The following is a 16,820-nucleotide window of genomic DNA, read 5'->3' on the forward strand; positions in this document are numbered from 1 at the left end:
TTTAAAACATTAATTTTGCGCTGTAAAATGAACAGCAGAGAGAAATACAGCGACCTTATCAAATCCAAAGCTTTGGCTTTCGGGTTTCAGTCGTGCGGTATTTCCAAAGCGGACTTTTTGGAGGAGGAAGCGCCACGTTTGGAGCAATGGCTCAAGAACAATTTCCATGGTGAGATGCGTTATATGGAAAATCATTTTGATAAACGCCTTGACCCACGATTACTGCTTGAAGGTTCCAAGTCTGTGATCTCTCTCAGTTATAATTACTTTCCGGAAGAACTTCAAAATAATCCTGATTTCAAGCTTGCAAAATATGCTTATGGGGAAGATTATCATGACGTGATCAAAGACAAATTGAGAACTTTGGTTGCCGAACTTCAGGAAGAAATAGGGGAGTTTGCCTTCCGTGTTTTTGTAGATTCTGCGCCTGTTTTGGAAAAGGCTTGGGCCAAGAGATCGGGAATTGGTTGGGTCGGTAAAAATTCTAATCTGATCACTAAAAAGAATGGGTCGTTTTATTTCTTGGCAGAGATCATTTGCGATTTGGATCTAATTGAAGATTTTGAAGTCACCGATCATTGCGGAAGTTGCACAAAATGCATCGACGCTTGTCCAACTCAAGCCATCGTTTCCGATAAGATCATTGATGGTAGCAAATGTATTTCCTACGCTACCATAGAGTTGAAGGACCAGATCCCGGATTTCTTCAAAGATAAGATGGAAGACTGGATGTTTGGCTGCGACATTTGTCAGGACGTCTGTCCGTGGAACAGGTTTTCTGCGCCAACTTTGGAAGAGAAATTCCGACCAAATTCTGAGATCAAAAATTTCACAAAACAAGAGTGGAAAGACATTACCCAAGAAATATTTTCCTCGGTTTTCAAAAAGTCAGCGGTCAAGAGAACGAAATTTAATGGCTTGAAAAGGAATCTTGATTTCTTGTCAGAATAAAATTCCCTTCAACATCATTTTCTTTTCTGCACTCTTTTTGGGGCAACTTTTACTCTGATCTTTTGTCTTTTGTTGGATTGGCGATTTTTCGGCATAGGTTGATGTTTTTTCGCTATTAAATTTCATGATAAAATTCTACAAAACCAAGATTTATTAAAAAAAATTAACATTTTGATTTTGTTGAAATAATTTTATTATCTTTATGGTTCGCACGATTCGGGAAACCCAATAAGATGAAAAATACGTTAATTCTAACCTTGAAAATAATCGGCTTCATACTCGGAGCCGTTTTTTTATATATTATTTTGGGAGTTGTACTTCCTTTAATTCCTGTATCAGCAGAGAAAACCGATGATCCAAAAGTCATTGAAGCCTACATTTTGACCAATGGTGTTCATACGGATATTGTGGTGCCTGTGAAAACAGAATTCATAGATTGGAGCACAAAACTACCTTACAGCAATACGAAATCTAAGCAGGGAAATTATAAATTCATCTCGTTTGGTTGGGGCGATAAGGGATTTTATCTCAATACACCGACTTGGGCAGATCTCAAATTCTCAACAGCCTTCAAAGCTGCGTTTTGGTTGAGTGATTCTGCGATGCATTGCACATATTACAACGAAATGAAACTTGGCGACGACTGTAAAAGAATAATGCTGACCGAAAAGCAATATCAAAATTTAATAAAATTTATTGACGATAAGTTCTACAAAGATTCGGCCGGTAGTTATCAATTCATAAAAACCGATGCGGTCTACGGCAACAATGACGCATTTTACGATGCAAAAGGAAGCTATAACTTTACTTACACATGCAACACTTGGGCAAATGACGGTTTGAAAGTCGCTGGGCAAAAAGCCGCATTTTGGACGCCGACAGACTTTGGGATTTTCAGACATTACAAATAAAATCATATCAGTAAAGATTTGGGCAGCTTTTCCGCCTTCCGTTCCCAATCTTTTTACCTTGGCTTTTCCAGCCACAAAAAAGGATTTCCACTCAAGTCGGGCTGCGCTTCGCATAGTTCACATTTTTTCCATTTTATGAAATATATCCATTGTATTTTATTTTCCACAATAATGTTTGGCTGTCAAAAAGAAAATTTGAACAAGCCAATTTTGTTGATCCAAGATTCAATTGTAGTTATAAAACATAAAATCGATATTCCGAAAACAAATCAAAAAGCCGAAGAAGCGTTAGAATTCTGCAAAGCCCAAAATTTCAATACAGATTTTTGTCTCCTGATCGATATGAGTTTGCATTCTGGATTGAAACGTTTTTTTATTTATGATTTAAAAAAGAAAGAAATTTCTCAGCAATATTTAGTTGGTCACGGTTGCGGAGCTTCATCCTGGAGTAAAGATGACACAAAAGAAAATCCAAGTTTCAGCAATGAAGACAATAGCCACCTTTCTTCCTTGGGAAAATATAAAATCGGAGCCAGAGGTTACAGCAATTGGGGCGTTCATGTCAAATATCTAATGCACGGCTTAGAAGACACCAACAGCAATGCACTCAAAAGAATCATCGTTTTTCATTCTTGGAACATGATGAGCGATGATGAAGTTTACCCAAAAGGCTCACCAGAAGGTTGGGGTTGTCCCACAGTTTCCAATAATGCTTTCAAAGAAATTGATCCTTTACTGAAGAATTCTAAGAAACCGGTTTTGATGTGGATTTATAATTAAAAATAAATGAAACCATTAAAGAAAATATACTATGTTCCAGGTTTGATAAGCGCCATTATCATTCCGGTATTATTTTGGTTCTATGGAAATCGAGAAATGCAAAAGCCAATTCCAAATGTTATGGATATTGGTTTGCCTTCGAAAGTTCATTTAAAAAATTCTGCCGAAGAAAAAGATCGTATTTATCAAAACTCTTTTGAACCTTTAAGAAATTGGAATTACAAAGAGATTATTGTAAAACCGAATACTGCAAGACAAAATTCTGATTTGTATGTTTCCGAAATCAAAAAACTAAAACAAAGAAATGAGAAAGAAACAGAAATTGAATTCATTATAAATGATGACAATTCTTATGATGACCTTATTTCTTTACTCAATGATATGGCAATCTCTAAACATGAAATGTATGGATTAGATTTGGATAAAAGTGGGCATTTTTTCGCTCTTGTTGATTACAAAGATCCAAACTCAAAAGAAACTGAATGTTTGTGCAATGATGATGTTGTTTATATTAATTATCCTGAAGATTATTATTTAAAAGGTTTTGAAAAATTTTCCTATCAGATTTCTCAACTTCCAAGGCAAGCATTTTATGTAATTTTCGGATTTTTAATACTCTTAAATATTTCAATGTTAAGTATCAAAAAATCTCTCCAAAATCATTAAATTCGCAACCTATAAAAAGCAATTAGCAAAACGCTAAATGCCAAAAGCCCAAACTATGACTTCACAAGAAATAAGACAGCAATTTTTAGATTTTTTCAAAAGCAAAGAACATTTGATTGTTCCTTCTGCACCAATTGTTCTGAAAGATGACCCGACGCTGATGTTTTCCAACTCTGGAATGACACAGTTCAAGGATTATTTTTTAGGTTACAAAGAACCGAAATCTTCTAGAATTGCCGATACCCAAAAATGTCTGAGAGTCTCCGGAAAACACAATGATTTGGATGATGTTGGACGTGATACGTATCACCACACGATGTTCGAGATGTTGGGGAATTGGAGTTTTGGCGATTATTTCAAAAAAGAAGCGATTACTTGGGCTTGGGAACTGTTGACAGAAGTCTATGGAATTCCAAAGGAAAATCTTTACGTAACCATCTTTGAAGGTGATGAGAAAGAAAACCTTGAACGTGATACAGAAGCTTACGATCTGTGGAAACAATTCATTTCCGAAGATAGAATCATTAATGGAAATAAGAAGGACAATTTCTGGGAAATGGGAGCGAGCGGGCCTTGCGGACCTTGTTCCGAAATTCACGTGGATCTAAGAACGCCGGAAGAAAAAGCGAAAGTTTCAGGCCTTGATTTGGTGAATAATGACCATCCTCAAGTTGTGGAGATCTGGAATCTCGTTTTTATGCAATTCAACAGAAAAGCGGATGGAAGTTTGGAAAATCTGCCTGCAAAACACATTGATACAGGAATGGGCTTCGAGCGTCTTTGTATGGCCTTACAACAAAAGGAATCCAATTATGACACCGATGTTTTCACACCTTTGATCGCTAAGGTGGAAGAACTTTCGGGTAAAAAATATACAGGAATTTTAACCGACGAAAAAGATATTGCAATCCGTGTGGTTGTAGATCATATCCGTGCGGTTTCGTTTGCGATTGCTGATGGACAATTGCCTTCCAACGGTGGCGCAGGTTATGTGATCAGAAGAATTTTGAGAAGAGGGATTTCTTACGCTTATAGATTTTTGGACAGAAAAGAACCTTTCCTTTTCGAATTGGTGGCTGTCCTTCAAAATCAAATGGGAAAATTCTTCCCAGAATTGGAGAAGCAAGGAAATCTGGTTACAGAAGTGATCAAAAGTGAAGAGGAATCTTTCCTTAAAACAATTGAAAATGGTTTGATCCGAGTTGAGAAATTAATTCAACAAACGATTTCTGAAGGTAAAAAAGTTTTACCAAGCGAAGAGGTTTTCGAATTATACGACACTTACGGTTTCCCTGATGATCTAACGAGAATTATTGCGGAAGAAAAAGGATTGACCATTGATGAAGCTGGTTTCGAAGCAGAAATGGCGAAACAGAAACAACGTTCCAAAAAAGATTCAGCGGCGAAAGTTTATGACTGGGTCGTTTTGGAAGAGAAGCCTGAAACATTCGTTGGTTACGATGTTTTGGAATCCGAAACTTACATCACAAGATATAGAAAAATAGAAAATAAGGATGGCGAGTTTTATCAGATTGTTTTGAGTAATTCTCCTTTCTATCCAGAAGGTGGCGGACAAGTTGGTGACAAAGGTGTCATCGAAAATGCAACCGAAAGCTTAGAAGTTGTTGAAACCAAGAAAGAGAACGGATTGATTATTTCATTAATTAATGGACTTCCAAAAGATGCCGGCGCAATTTTCTACGCAAAAGTGAACGTTGCTGATAGAAAAAATTCTCAGGCCAATCACTCTGCGACGCACTTGTTGCACGAAGCTTTGAGAGAGGTTCTTGGAACACACGTGGAGCAGAAAGGTTCTTACGTTGGTCCGGATTATTTGCGTTTTGATTTTTCACATTTCAGTAAAATGACCGAGGAAGAATTGGCCTTGGTTGAGGAAAAGGTGAATGCGAAAATCAAAGAGAATTTGGCATTGCAAGAGTTCAGGAATATTCCGATCCAGGAAGCTTTGGACAAAGGCGCAATGGCACTTTTTGGAGAGAAATATGGCGACAATGTGAGAATGATCCAATTCGGAAGTTCGAAAGAATTATGTGGTGGAACGCACGTGAAAACTACGAGCGAAATTGGACATTTCAAATTATCTTCAGAAAGTTCAACAGCGGCTGGGATCAGAAGGATTGAAGCAATTTCTGGAGCGAAATCTGAGGAATATTTCAAGAATTTGGAAACTCAAGTTTCTGAGATCTCGCAATTATTAAAATCAAAGGATCTCATCAAATCAATTGAAAAATTGTTGGAAGAAAATTCAGCATTAAAATCTGAGATCGATTCATTCAAAAAAGAAAAAGCAAAAGGCGAAATTCAAAACTGGAAAAACGACTTCGAAGATAAAAACGGCAAAAAATTATTAGTTAAGAAAACATCTCTGGATGCAGGTTCTGTGAAAGACATTGTTTTCCAACTGAAAAAAGAAACGCCAAATTCTGTCATCATCATTATCTCCGATGCTGGTGAAAAACCAATGGTAACTGTTGGGGTTTCAACAGATTTGGAAGCTACTTATCACGCTGGAAATATCGTCAAAGAATTAGCGAAAGAGATCCAAGGCGGCGGAGGAGGAAATCCTGGCTTTGCTACAGCTGGCGGAAAGAATCTTGCAGGAATTGATAATGCTTATCAAAAAGCTTTGGAAATTTAATTTATCTCAAATAATAAAAAACAAAAACGTCCTGAAATTTCAGGACGTTTTTTATTGCTTTAAACTCTGTGATGATTATTTCATCAGATCTTTATTCAGATTTTTTCTCTGCATTTTCTTGTAGATGACGTTGGACATGATCACACTGATCTCATAAAGCAAAACCAGTGGCAATGCAGCTGCCATCATACTCAGAACATCTGCAGGAGTAATGATTGCTGCAACGACCATGATCAGAACAATCGCGTGACGTCTGTAAGTTCTTAGGAATTTCGGCGTTAAAATCCCAATCGATGTCAAGATGTACACTGCAATTGGAAAGAGGAAAACTACACCCATTCCCATCGTAACCTGTAGGAAAAGGGTTGTGTAATCCGAAAGGTCAAACAGCTGAACAATATTATCTGAAACTTTGAAGAGCAATCCGAAATTGATAGCGAATGGCAGGATCAAAAAATAACCTGTCATCACACCCAGCATAAAAAGGATCCAAACAGAATTGATGTAAAAAATAGAATTCTTTCGCTCCGCTGGCATTAGAGCAGGACTGATGAAACGCCAAATTTCCCAAACGATGTAAGGAAATGCCAATACAACTCCTGAAAAAATGGAAACTGCCATCATCACATTGAACTGCTGAAACAACTGCTTCTGCTGAACACTGAATTTTGCTGGCATAATGAAACTATCTACACCTGTAAGCTCTCTGGAAAAATGATTCACCACTTTGAAGGTAAAGAAATCGCTCCTTGTAGGCCCGAAAAAAATATGGTCCATGACCCAGTTGATATTAAAACCGACAACGATCGCAAGGATGACAATGGCTAAAATAGCTCTTACCAAATGTGATCGCAGTTCTCCAATATGTCCTAGAAAGGACATTTCTTTTTCTTCACTCATTATTTATTAATGATAATTGATTATTGATAAAAGATTTTCTTAGAACGAAATTAATCTTTTATGTTCATTATTCTGTAGTTTCTTAATTAATTCCTTCATCCAGCAATTTGTGAATATCAATGATGCCGTAATATTGCTCATCATTGGTAACCACCAATTGTCCGATATTGAATTCTTTCAAGATTTGCATTGCTTCCTTTGCAAGTTGGTTTTTATCTATGGTCTTAGGGTTTTTGCTAATGATGTCAGACGCTTTCACTTTGGAAATGTCATCTTGATCCAGGAGCATTCTTCGGATGTCGCCATCGGTGATCACGCCTATTATTTTTCCATTTTCGACAACTACTGTGATACCGTGCTTGGAGCCGCTGACAGAAATGATGACATCTCTGATAGAACTTTCTAGGCTGACTTCCGGCTTGTTGGTTGAGACAAATTGCTCGACCTTCGCAGTAAGGTTTTTCCCGAGACTTCCACCTGGGTGAAACTTCGCAAAATCGATTTCTCTAAAATCTTTAAGTTCCATAAGACAAACCGCAAGTGCATCACCCAAAGCCATTTGAACCGTTGTAGAACTTGTTGGCGCCAGTTTGTTTGGGCAAGCTTCTTTATCAACGTGTGTATTTAGGATGATGTCTGCAGCTTTTGCAAGTTTACTCTCGTTATTCCCTGTCATCGCGATGAGTGCAGAAGAATATTCTTTCAGGAAAGGCAAAAGATTGACGATTTCCGGCGAGTTTCCGGAATAAGAAATGCACAGGACAACATCTTGTTTTTGGATCACACCCAGGTCGCCGTGAATGGCTTCTGCAGCATGAAGGAATTGAGAAGGCGTTCCTGTAGAATTGAGTGTTGCAACGATCTTGTTGGCAACGTGAGCGGATTTTCCTATGCCTACCACAATTAATTTTCCTTTAACTTCATTGATGGTCAATACGCTTTTTATAAAGCTGTCATTCAGGCGGTTTCGAAGGTTGGTAAGTTCGCTTATTTCGATATCGAGCGCCTGGTGCGCATTGGAAAGAATTTCTTTTGGATCCAAAATTTTAAAATGTTTTATTATTTTTTTTAATAATATTAATTTTGTATCTTCACTTCAATAATTTGAAATTACGAAATGAAGTTTTTAGGCTTCATTTTTTTATCTAAAAAAACAAAAATTACTATCTATAATTTGCGTGACCTATAACTATGCAAATTTAGCAAACTATATCAAAGGATGGACACAAAAGACATCAACTTATCTACCGAACTGAAAAAATATTTTGGATTTTCTAAATTTAAAGGCCAACAGGAACAGATCATCACTGAACTCCTGGATGGTAAGGATATTTTCGTGCTGATGCCAACCGGTGGTGGAAAATCACTTTGTTACCAATTGCCAGCACTTATTTCGGAAGGAACTGCTATCGTCGTTTCACCACTTATCGCATTGATGAAAAATCAAGTGGATGCGGTGAACGGTCTGTCTTCTGACGAAGGTGTGGCGCATGTTCTTAATTCTTCATTGAATAAAACCCAGACAAAACAAGTGATGGACGACATCACGGCTGGAAAAACAAAATTGCTTTACGTAGCTCCGGAATCTCTGATAAAAGAAGAATATGTTGATTTTCTCAAAAATGTCAAGATCTCTTTTGTCGCAATCGACGAAGCGCACTGTATCTCGGAATGGGGACATGATTTCCGCCCAGAATACAGAAATTTGAAAGGCATCATTGATAAGATTGCCGATGTTCCTGTAATTGCATTGACAGCAACCGCAACACCGAAAGTTCAGGACGATATCCAGAAAACTTTGGGAATGAACAACGCTTTGGTCTACAAAGAAAGTTTCAACAGGGCCAATTTGTTTTATGAGATTCGTCCAAAAGTGAATGTTGATAAGGAAATTGTAAGATTCATCAACCAACATAAAGGAAAATCCGGAATTGTCTATTGCCTTAGCCGAAGAAAAGTGGAGGAGTTTGCTCAGCTTTTGCAGGTGAATGGCGTGAATGCCTTGCCTTACCACGCTGGTTTGGACCAAAAAACAAGAGTTCTGCATCAGGACAAATTCTTGATGGAAGAGGCAGACGTGATTGTTGCGACGATTGCTTTCGGGATGGGAATTGATAAGCCGGATGTACGATTCGTGATCCATTACGACATTCCGAAATCGCTAGAGAGTTATTACCAGGAAACTGGTCGCGCAGGTAGAGATGGAGGCGAAGGTTACTGTCTTGCCTTTTATGACCCAAAAGACATCGAAAAACTTGAGAAATTCCTTGCTCAAAAACCGGTTTCCGAAAGAGAGATTGGACTTCAGCTTTTGAATGAAGTTGTGGGTTACGCAGAAACATCCATGAGTAGAAGGCAGTATTTGCTTTACTACTTCGGAGAGATATTTGACCCGGTAAAAGGTGAAGGTGCTTTGATGTGTGATAATTCTCAAAATCCACCAACTTTAAAAGATGCGACCAAAGACCTTAAGAAAGTCCTTGAAATGATAAAGGTTCTGGGTGAAAAATTTAAAACTAAAGATCTGATCTCATTGATTACTGGAAAAGAATCTGCGGTTACCAAATCTTATAAACTGGAGCAGACAGAATATTTCGGTTTCGGAAAATCGGAAAGTGATAACTATTGGAAATCCATCATCAGACAAGCGACTGTTCAGGATTATCTCAAAAAAGATATTGAGACCTATGGCGTGTTGAAGGTATCTGAAAAAGGACAGGAAGTGATCAACGGAAAATCGAAAAATATTTTCCACATTGCGGAAGATAGAGAATATAATCTCGCTCAATCCAAAACAAAAGCGGATAATGAACAAGTTCAGATCCAAGCTGGCGGCGGACTAGATCAGGTATTATTTGGCCAACTCAAAGAACTTAGAAAAAATGTAGCTAAGAAGCACGGTATTCCTCCTTACACGGTTTTCATGGATCCAAGTCTGGAAGATATGACTGTTCAGTATCCGATATCTGTGGAAGAAGTAGCCAAGATATACGGTGTTGGTGAAGGGAAAGCAAAGAAATACGGTAAAGATTTCGCAGATTTTATCAAAAAATATGTGGAGGAAAATGATATCGAGAGAACTCAGGATACTGTTATAAAACAAGTGGCCAACAAATCCAGTCATAAGGTATTTATCATTCAAAATACAGATAAAAAAATCGACCTGGAGGATATTGCAAAAGCTAAGAATCTAAGTATGACCGAGCTTCTTTCCGAAATGGAAAGTATCATCTATCAAGGTACAAAACTGAACATCGATTATTACGTCAATGAGAATTTTGATGAGGATATTGTAGAAGAATTCATGGACTTTATGAAAAATTCGGAAAGTGATAGTATGAAAACGCTCTTGGCGGAATATGGCGATGATCTGACGGATGAAGAAGTTAGAATTCTTAGAATCAAGTTCATTAGTGATATTGCCAATTAAATTAATTAAAAGAATATTTTAATTTAAAATCCACTCCTATAATGGAGTGGATTTCTATATTATAGAATCATTAGAATATTTGCCAAGTTTTTTTCTTCACAAAGAAAAATAATTATTTCTTAATTAATTTCAAAGATTCAAATCCTTTATTCGTTTTAATTCTTGCTGTATATACGCCTGCTGGCAATGATGTAGCGCTCATCTGTACGCTTGATGAACTTTGTTTTTCTGAACTCAAAACTTTTTTCCCTGTCATGTCGTAAATCGAAACCTCAAGGATGGTATTCTTTGACTTGAAATTAACATTATCAATTATTGGATTGGGAAATACTTGTATTTGATTAGCTCCCGATAAATCTTCTGTCGACATTGCATTGGGATCATAAATTAAAAAATCTAGCACAGTACCAGTCGGTATGTCGCTTAAATCTTCCATTCCTATTCGCCAAAATGGATTAGAAAAGTAAGCCAGCATTGAGGATTTTAATTCAGTAGCGGAATTTTCACCTTGACGTCCTGTATTATGTGCCCAAACAAAACGGGCATTTGCATTAGCCATTAGTGGATGATAAACAGATGTCGAGTAACCTTCATTTTGATTAGTAACAATATGCCTGTGTTTCACAATACCTTGTTCGCCTTCAACAGCTACGAAAAATTTTGTACCTCCGGGAATTGCTCCATCACCGTCTTCATCATAAATATTCCATTTCCCATCAGTTGTAATATCATCATACCAGAATGCTACAGGTTGGTTGTTATATACACCACCTACCACATGGGTCATAACAGCAAAAGTATCTGGCTTTCCGTTTAGTAACGGGTGGTTTATCTCAGTCGTGTAGTAGTCATCTGCGGCTACTTGGGTTAATGAAAATTCAGGCGACGGGACATAGACGGTAAACTCGTGATCTACAGTCATCGGTAATAGATTTTCGTTATAAATTCCCCATTTTTTATTTGTTTCATTGTAAAAAACGCCTACTATCTGAGTTGAAAAAACGCCTGTATTCCCACCAAATTTAGAAACGATTGGCCGTGCATCGGGTTTGTTGTTGAGCAAAGGATGGTCGAGCATTGTATAAGTCTGTCCATTGCTTTTGACCTTATGTCGAAACATTTTGTCTTGTGCGTAACAGATTGTCGATAATACACATAAAATTAAAGTTGTAAAAATTGTTTTCATAATTGCTTGATTTAGAAGACAAAGGTCAGTTTTGACAATCTTATAAAAAACAGCAAATCGACGAACGACACTTTTAATAGACGAATAGATAATTATTAAGCTTTCAGATATTTATTAAAATTTCCATAATTTTGAATAATGAAAAGATCCATTATTTTCATATTGCCAGATCTGGAAACGGGTGGTGCAGAACGCATCATCACTACGATTGCGAATCATCTTCCAAGGGACAGATTCTCTCCATCAATTCTTTTATTGAGGAAAGAAGGTGCTTATCTTGATTTCTTAAATCCTGATGTTGAGGTCATCGATATCCAAACACCACGCATCCGACATTCTTTGAAACCGATCCTTTTGGAAATTAAAAGAAGAAAACCTGATATTGTCTTTTCTGGATTTGGAGAAGTGAATGCGTATTTGTCATTATTCATCAAACTTTTTCCTAAGACAAAATTCATTGCAAGAGAAACCAACGTGGTTTCGCAACATGTGACGAGGAAAGAGATTCGTTTTTTTTATAAATTCTATAACAATTACGACCGCATTATCGCACAAAGCAATGATATGGAGGTGGATCTGGTCAATAATTTCGGAATCAGAAAAAATAAATTGGTCAAGATCAATAATCCGGTGGATATAGATTTCATCGAAGAAAAACTGAAACAATCAGAAAGACCAATTGAATTTTCGCAACAATACAAACATGTCGTTGCGATCGGGAATCTCTCGGCCAGAAAAGGCTTTGATAATCTTCTGAAAGTTTTTTCACGACTCAAAAATCAGAATATTCTACTTCACATTCTTGGCGATGGAAGAGATAAAGAAATGCTTTTAAAGATGAAAGAGATGTTGGGCTTAGACCATGTTATTTTTCACGGAAGACAAAGCAATCCGTATCAATATTTGAAGTTTGCGGATCTTTTCGTTCTGTCTTCAAGGTATGAAGGTTTTCCGAATGTACTTTTGGAAGCCGGAACTTGCGGCGTATATTCTTTAGCTAATAATTGTCCTGGTGGAATTGATGAAATTATCATTGATCAGATCAACGGCGAAATTGCCAATATCGAGAGCTATGACGATTTTGCTGAAAAGATAAAACATGCAGTTCACAGGAATGATAATAAAGAAGATATTAAAACCTCTATCAAATCTCGTTTTTCGAAAGATATTATTATGAAGAAATACGAAGAGCTGCTTTGGAATATTTAATACTAAAGTTAATATTCAAACAATAAAAAATTCCTGAAATTTATTTCAGGAATTTTTCTTTTGCCATATCAAAAACGCGTTTGTCAATCGGTAATGGGAAGGGATTTTCGCCATCCAGAGGAAACCATTCTGTTTTTTCGATACAAGGATCTAATATCAATTGGTCTTGTTCATTAAGGATCTCTGCGAGGTAGTAAATCGTAATTAGCTGTTCATTATCTCTAAATCTGGAAACCAAGAAATCGTCCTGTGTGTAGAAATGTTCTGTGATATCAATGTCAAGATTCAACTCTTCCTGAAACTCTCGTTTCAAGCATTCAATCGTACTTTCTCCGAATTCTAATCCGCCACCAGGTAGTTTGATCAGAAAATCTCCTGCATATTCCTCGTGGAGGGCAAGGATCTTATTGTCTTTAATACAAAGGGCGTAAACCCGAATGTTAATCTTATCTATCATAACTATAATTTGGATTGCCTAAATTAAGTAAAATTATTTTTTCCAGGCTATCATCATTTCTCTTTTTCCCGGCGGCCCTTGCTTTTTTTCTACTTCGAAGCCTAATTCTATCAAGTTTCTTCTAACGCTTCCTTTCGAGGCGTATGTTGTTAGCAGGCCACCGGCTCTTATTTTCGATGCTACGATTTCCAGAAGTTCCATTTCCCAAAGATCAGGCTGCACTCTCGCTCCGAAACAATCAAAGTAGACCAGGTCTATAGGTGGGAGTTCTGTGTTTTTGAGGTCAAAAAAATCCTTTTTAATTTTTGTGAGGTGAAAATCCTTTGTCAGTTCATTGGAGGCTTCCCAATCTAACTCATGGATTTTCAATGACAAATCTTTCACAAAATCGTTAGAAAATAATTTAGAATAAGAGAGTTCTGATGCTTCTTCAAAAAAAATCGGATATTTTTCTATACTAAAATATTTGATCTTATGATTTTTGTCATTTTTCAAATATTCATCAATTGTTACCAAAACATTAAGACCTGTTCCAAAACCTAGTTCTAAAATATTAATTTCGTAACTATTTATTAAATTAAGTCCATTTTTGATAAATACGTGTATTGCTTCCTGTAGTGCACCGTGTTTGGAATGATAGGTTTCTTCTAATCCGTTGATTAGTAGTGTTTTGCTTCCGTCGCTGGTCGTTATTAGTTCTCTTTTCACAGTATTTTTTTTACAAAATTAACATTAATTTTTATTATTAAATATTTATTATATATTTGTAATACCTCAACAAAAAATTAAAAAATGATAATTCAAAAATCTACCAACCCAAGAATTTCTACATTTGATCCTAATAATTTCTCATTCGGGAATACTTTTATCGATCATATGATAATCTGTGAATATGAGAACGGAAAATGGGGGGATCTCCAACTAATTCCTTACGGTCCCATCGGTTTTACCCCGGCAATGATGGGGGTAAACTACGGACAAGCATGTTTTGAGGGAATGAAGGCATACAAGGATAATGACGGCCAAGTGTTCCTTTTCCGCCCGGAAAAGAACTTTCAACGTATTAACAAATCCGCAAAAAGATTGGCAATTCCTGAGATTTCCGAAGATATCTTCTTGGATGGGTTAAAGGCTTTGGTAGATATCGACAGGGATTGGATTCCGCAAGGTGAAGGCATGTCATTATACATTAGACCTCTTTTATTTGCAACAGAAGAAGCTTTGAAAGCAAGGATCTCTGAAAAATATATGTTTGCCATCGTAGCAACACCAGCGAAGAGTTATTATACAGCTCCAGTATCTGTGAAGATCTCCGATCACTATTCAAGAGCGGCAAGTGGTGGTGTGGGTGCAGCAAAAGCGGCAGGAAATTACGCTGCTTCTTTTTATCCAACACAATTGGCGATAGAAGAAGGTTATGACCAGATCATCTGGACAGATGATTGTAATCACGAATATTTTGAAGAAAGCGGAACCATGAATGTCTTTGTAAGGATCAATGATACGATCTACACACCAAAGACTTCTGATAAGATCTTGGACGGAATTACCAGAGACAGTTTCTTAAAACTTGCTGAAAGAAGAGGAATTGACGTTGTCGTTGGAAATGTGAAGGTGAAAGATGTTATCGATGCTCAGAAAAATGGAACTTTGAAAGAGGTTTGGGGTGTTGGAACTGCTGTGGTCACAAGTATCTTCGAAGCTTTAGGTTATCAGGGAGAACACCTTGAGTTGCCGAAACTTTCTGATGAGGAGAGCTTTGCAGCACAACTTAAAAATGATCTTGTGAATATCCAGACCAACAATGCAGAAGATCCTTTTGGATGGAGAGTATTGGTGGAAGAAAATGTATACAGTGTATAGTTTTAAATAAAAAGTAAATTGAAAAGCAAGAACCGGAAATTATCTTCCGGTTTTTGTTTTAATAACAATTAAGTCTTCAAAAATTCTTAATTTTGCGAAAGTTTTTTGACAACGATAGTGTTGGATTTCAGAAGGCGTTTCTCGATATGAAGAAAATAGTTTACATAGCATCTTTGATTTTTTTGGCCAGCTGTGCTAAGAAAAATCCTGCGCAGAATCCCGGAGAGCAGTATATGTCACAAAATGAAATGGAGGATTCTAAAAACAGGACCAAAGATCTGAACACGCTTGAAAGAACACAGATCCAAGACTGGATCAAGTCTCAGGAGGTCAAATATTATCCAATGGGAATGAACTATTGGGTAAACATCGAAGGTCTTGAGAAGCAACCCCGAAAAAATAACGGCGAAAAAGTTTCATACAAATATGACATCTACGACTTCGATAGGGTCAAATTGTATGATTCTTCCATTGGAAATACTAATGTAGAATTTGGACATTTTGGAGAGATGGATGCTGTGGAAGATGTCATCCGATATTTGAAAAAAGGTGAGGAGGCAGAGATCCTTGTGCCTTCTGTTTTGGCTTACGGCACTTATGGCGACGGCAAAAAAATCAGTAATGACATGCCGCTCATCATCAAAGTAAAAGTATTATAACTAACGACTAGATAAACAATGAAAAAAATTATAGCACTTTCTATAACATTATTAACATTATTAAATTGTAAAACATTGGAAATAGACAAAGAAATTTATAAAGGTCTGCCAGACGGACTTTATGGAAATTTTGTAACAAGCAAAGGAGAGATTTTGGTGAAATTCGAAGATGAAAAATCTCCGGTGACCGTTGCCAATTTCGTTGGACTTGCTGAAGGTAAGATCGAGAACAAAGCTAAGAAGAAAGGGGAGCCTTTCTATGATGGAACCATCTTCCACAGAGTGATCAAAGATTTTATGATCCAAGGTGGTGATCCACAAGGAACCGGAATGGGAGATCCTGGATACAAATTTGCTGACGAAAAAAATGACCTTCAACACACAGGAAAAGGAATCCTTTCTATGGCAAACTCAGGACCCAACACCAACGGTTCTCAGTTCTTCATTACGGAAATTGCAACGCCTTGGTTGGACGGGAAACATACGATCTTCGGGAAAGTTGTTGGCGGAGAAGCGACTATCGATTCTATCGCGAACGTAGAAAAAGGACCTCAGGACAAACCTAAAACTGATATTGTATTGACAAAGGTTGCTGTTTTCGGTAAAGGCGATGCTTACAAGCATTACGATGCTGCGAAGATCTTCTCTGAAGGTAAAGCTAAGATCGAAGAAAAGAACAAAGCATATTTGGCAAAAGCTGAGGAAGAAAAAGCTAAGAAATTGGCTGAGTTTGCTGCGAACCAAGAGAAATTGGTCAACGAAATGAAAGCTGGAATGCAGTCTACGCCTTCTGGTCTATATTATAAAATCACTAAAACTACCACTGGGGCAACGCCAACTCCTGGTCAAACCGTTGCTGTACATTACGCAGGTAAGTTGATCAACGGTGAGGAGTTTGATAATTCTTTCAAAAGAAATGCTCCAATTGATATTCCAATCGGTGTTGGTCAAGTGATCAAAGGTTGGGACGAAGGTATTCTTTTGTTGAAAGAAGGAGAAACGGCGACATTGTTGATCCCACCAGCTTTAGGTTACGGAGAAAGAGGAGCAGGCGGTGTGATCCCACCAAACTCTTGGTTGATTTTCGATGTAGAATTGGTTAAGATCGGAGGATAATTCCAAGTCTGATCAAACAAAATAAAAAAGGAG

15 protein-coding genes are annotated in these 16,820 nt (G+C 37.2%); 10 read left to right on the forward strand and 5 right to left on the reverse strand.

Going from position 1 to position 16,820, the window contains the following annotated elements; translation table 11 throughout:
• The first annotated feature begins 27 nt into the window (after positions 1-27).
• The 5 genes from queG (at position 28) to alaS (ending at position 5,967) form a co-directional block, all read left to right on the forward strand.
• Positions 28-951 (forward strand): tRNA epoxyqueuosine(34) reductase QueG, encoded by a 924-nt coding sequence (queG, locus tag AXA65_RS01850; protein ID WP_063968434.1) that lies wholly within the window; start codon positions 28-30, stop codon positions 949-951.
• Positions 952-1,184: 233 nt separating this feature from the next.
• Positions 1,185-1,862 (forward strand): TIGR02117 family protein, encoded by a 678-nt coding sequence (locus AXA65_RS01855; protein WP_063968435.1) that lies wholly within the window; start codon positions 1,185-1,187, stop codon positions 1,860-1,862.
• A gap of 195 nt (positions 1,863-2,057) precedes the next feature.
• Positions 2,058-2,642, forward strand: coding sequence for a murein L,D-transpeptidase catalytic domain-containing protein (locus AXA65_RS01860; protein ID WP_228391599.1), 585 nt, complete (start codon positions 2,058-2,060; stop codon positions 2,640-2,642).
• A 6-nt stretch (positions 2,643-2,648) separates the two neighbouring features.
• Positions 2,649-3,308 (forward strand): hypothetical protein, encoded by a 660-nt coding sequence (locus tag AXA65_RS01865; RefSeq protein WP_063968437.1) that lies wholly within the window; start codon positions 2,649-2,651, stop codon positions 3,306-3,308.
• Positions 3,309-3,363: 55 nt separating this feature from the next.
• A complete protein-coding gene (gene alaS, locus AXA65_RS01870; RefSeq protein WP_063968502.1) occupies positions 3,364-5,967 on the forward strand; it encodes an alanine--tRNA ligase in 2,604 nt (867 codons plus the stop codon).
• A 75-nt stretch (positions 5,968-6,042) separates the two neighbouring features.
• Here alaS and tatC read toward each other — a convergent pair whose 3' ends face one another.
• Positions 6,043-6,867 (reverse strand): twin-arginine translocase subunit TatC, encoded by an 825-nt coding sequence (tatC, locus tag AXA65_RS01875; RefSeq protein WP_063968438.1) that lies wholly within the window; start codon positions 6,865-6,867, stop codon positions 6,043-6,045.
• Positions 6,868-6,949: 82 nt separating this feature from the next.
• The gene (locus tag AXA65_RS01880) at positions 6,950-7,909 is read right to left on the reverse strand and encodes an SIS domain-containing protein (RefSeq protein WP_063968439.1); all 960 of its coding nucleotides are present in this window, start codon (positions 7,907-7,909) and stop codon (positions 6,950-6,952) included.
• A gap of 177 nt (positions 7,910-8,086) precedes the next feature.
• Here AXA65_RS01880 and recQ point away from each other — a divergent pair, with 177 nt between their 5' ends.
• Positions 8,087-10,297, forward strand: a complete 2,211-nt coding sequence (gene recQ, locus AXA65_RS01885; RefSeq protein ID WP_063968440.1) for a DNA helicase RecQ — start codon at positions 8,087-8,089, stop codon at positions 10,295-10,297.
• A gap of 112 nt (positions 10,298-10,409) precedes the next feature.
• Here recQ and AXA65_RS01890 read toward each other — a convergent pair whose 3' ends face one another.
• Entirely contained in the window at positions 10,410-11,483 is a 1,074-nt protein-coding gene (locus AXA65_RS01890; RefSeq protein WP_063968441.1) for a T9SS type A sorting domain-containing protein, read from the reverse strand.
• A 135-nt stretch (positions 11,484-11,618) separates the two neighbouring features.
• Between AXA65_RS01890 and AXA65_RS01895 the strand changes: the two genes are divergently transcribed.
• Entirely contained in the window at positions 11,619-12,692 is a 1,074-nt protein-coding gene (locus AXA65_RS01895) for a glycosyltransferase (protein ID WP_063968442.1), read from the forward strand.
• 40 nt (positions 12,693-12,732) lie between these two features.
• On the opposite strand, the gene AXA65_RS01900 is transcribed toward AXA65_RS01895, so the two are convergent.
• Positions 12,733-13,149 carry an NUDIX domain-containing protein gene (locus AXA65_RS01900; protein WP_063968443.1) on the reverse strand — a complete coding sequence of 139 codons (417 nt, stop codon included), beginning with the start codon at positions 13,147-13,149 and terminating at the stop codon, positions 12,733-12,735.
• Positions 13,150-13,182: 33 nt separating this feature from the next.
• Positions 13,183-13,857, reverse strand: a complete 675-nt coding sequence (gene mnmD / locus AXA65_RS01905) for a tRNA (5-methylaminomethyl-2-thiouridine)(34)-methyltransferase MnmD (RefSeq protein ID WP_063968444.1) — start codon at positions 13,855-13,857, stop codon at positions 13,183-13,185.
• 84 nt (positions 13,858-13,941) lie between these two features.
• On the opposite strand from mnmD, the gene AXA65_RS01910 reads away from it, so the two are divergent.
• The 3 genes from AXA65_RS01910 (at position 13,942) to AXA65_RS01920 (ending at position 16,787) form a co-directional block, all read left to right on the forward strand.
• Positions 13,942-15,012, forward strand: coding sequence for a branched-chain amino acid aminotransferase (locus AXA65_RS01910; protein ID WP_063968445.1), 1,071 nt, complete (start codon positions 13,942-13,944; stop codon positions 15,010-15,012).
• A 92-nt stretch (positions 15,013-15,104) separates the two neighbouring features.
• Positions 15,105-15,671 carry an FKBP-type peptidyl-prolyl cis-trans isomerase gene (locus AXA65_RS01915; RefSeq protein WP_228391600.1) on the forward strand — a complete coding sequence of 189 codons (567 nt, stop codon included), beginning with the start codon at positions 15,105-15,107 and terminating at the stop codon, positions 15,669-15,671.
• Between the two features lie 18 nt (positions 15,672-15,689).
• Positions 15,690-16,787, forward strand: a complete 1,098-nt coding sequence (locus tag AXA65_RS01920; RefSeq protein WP_063968446.1) for a peptidylprolyl isomerase — start codon at positions 15,690-15,692, stop codon at positions 16,785-16,787.
• Positions 16,788-16,820 lie beyond the last annotated feature (33 nt).

Source organism: Chryseobacterium sp. FP211-J200, assembly GCF_001643375.1.
In the GTDB taxonomy this organism is placed as follows: domain Bacteria; phylum Bacteroidota; class Bacteroidia; order Flavobacteriales; family Weeksellaceae; genus Epilithonimonas; species Epilithonimonas ginsengisoli.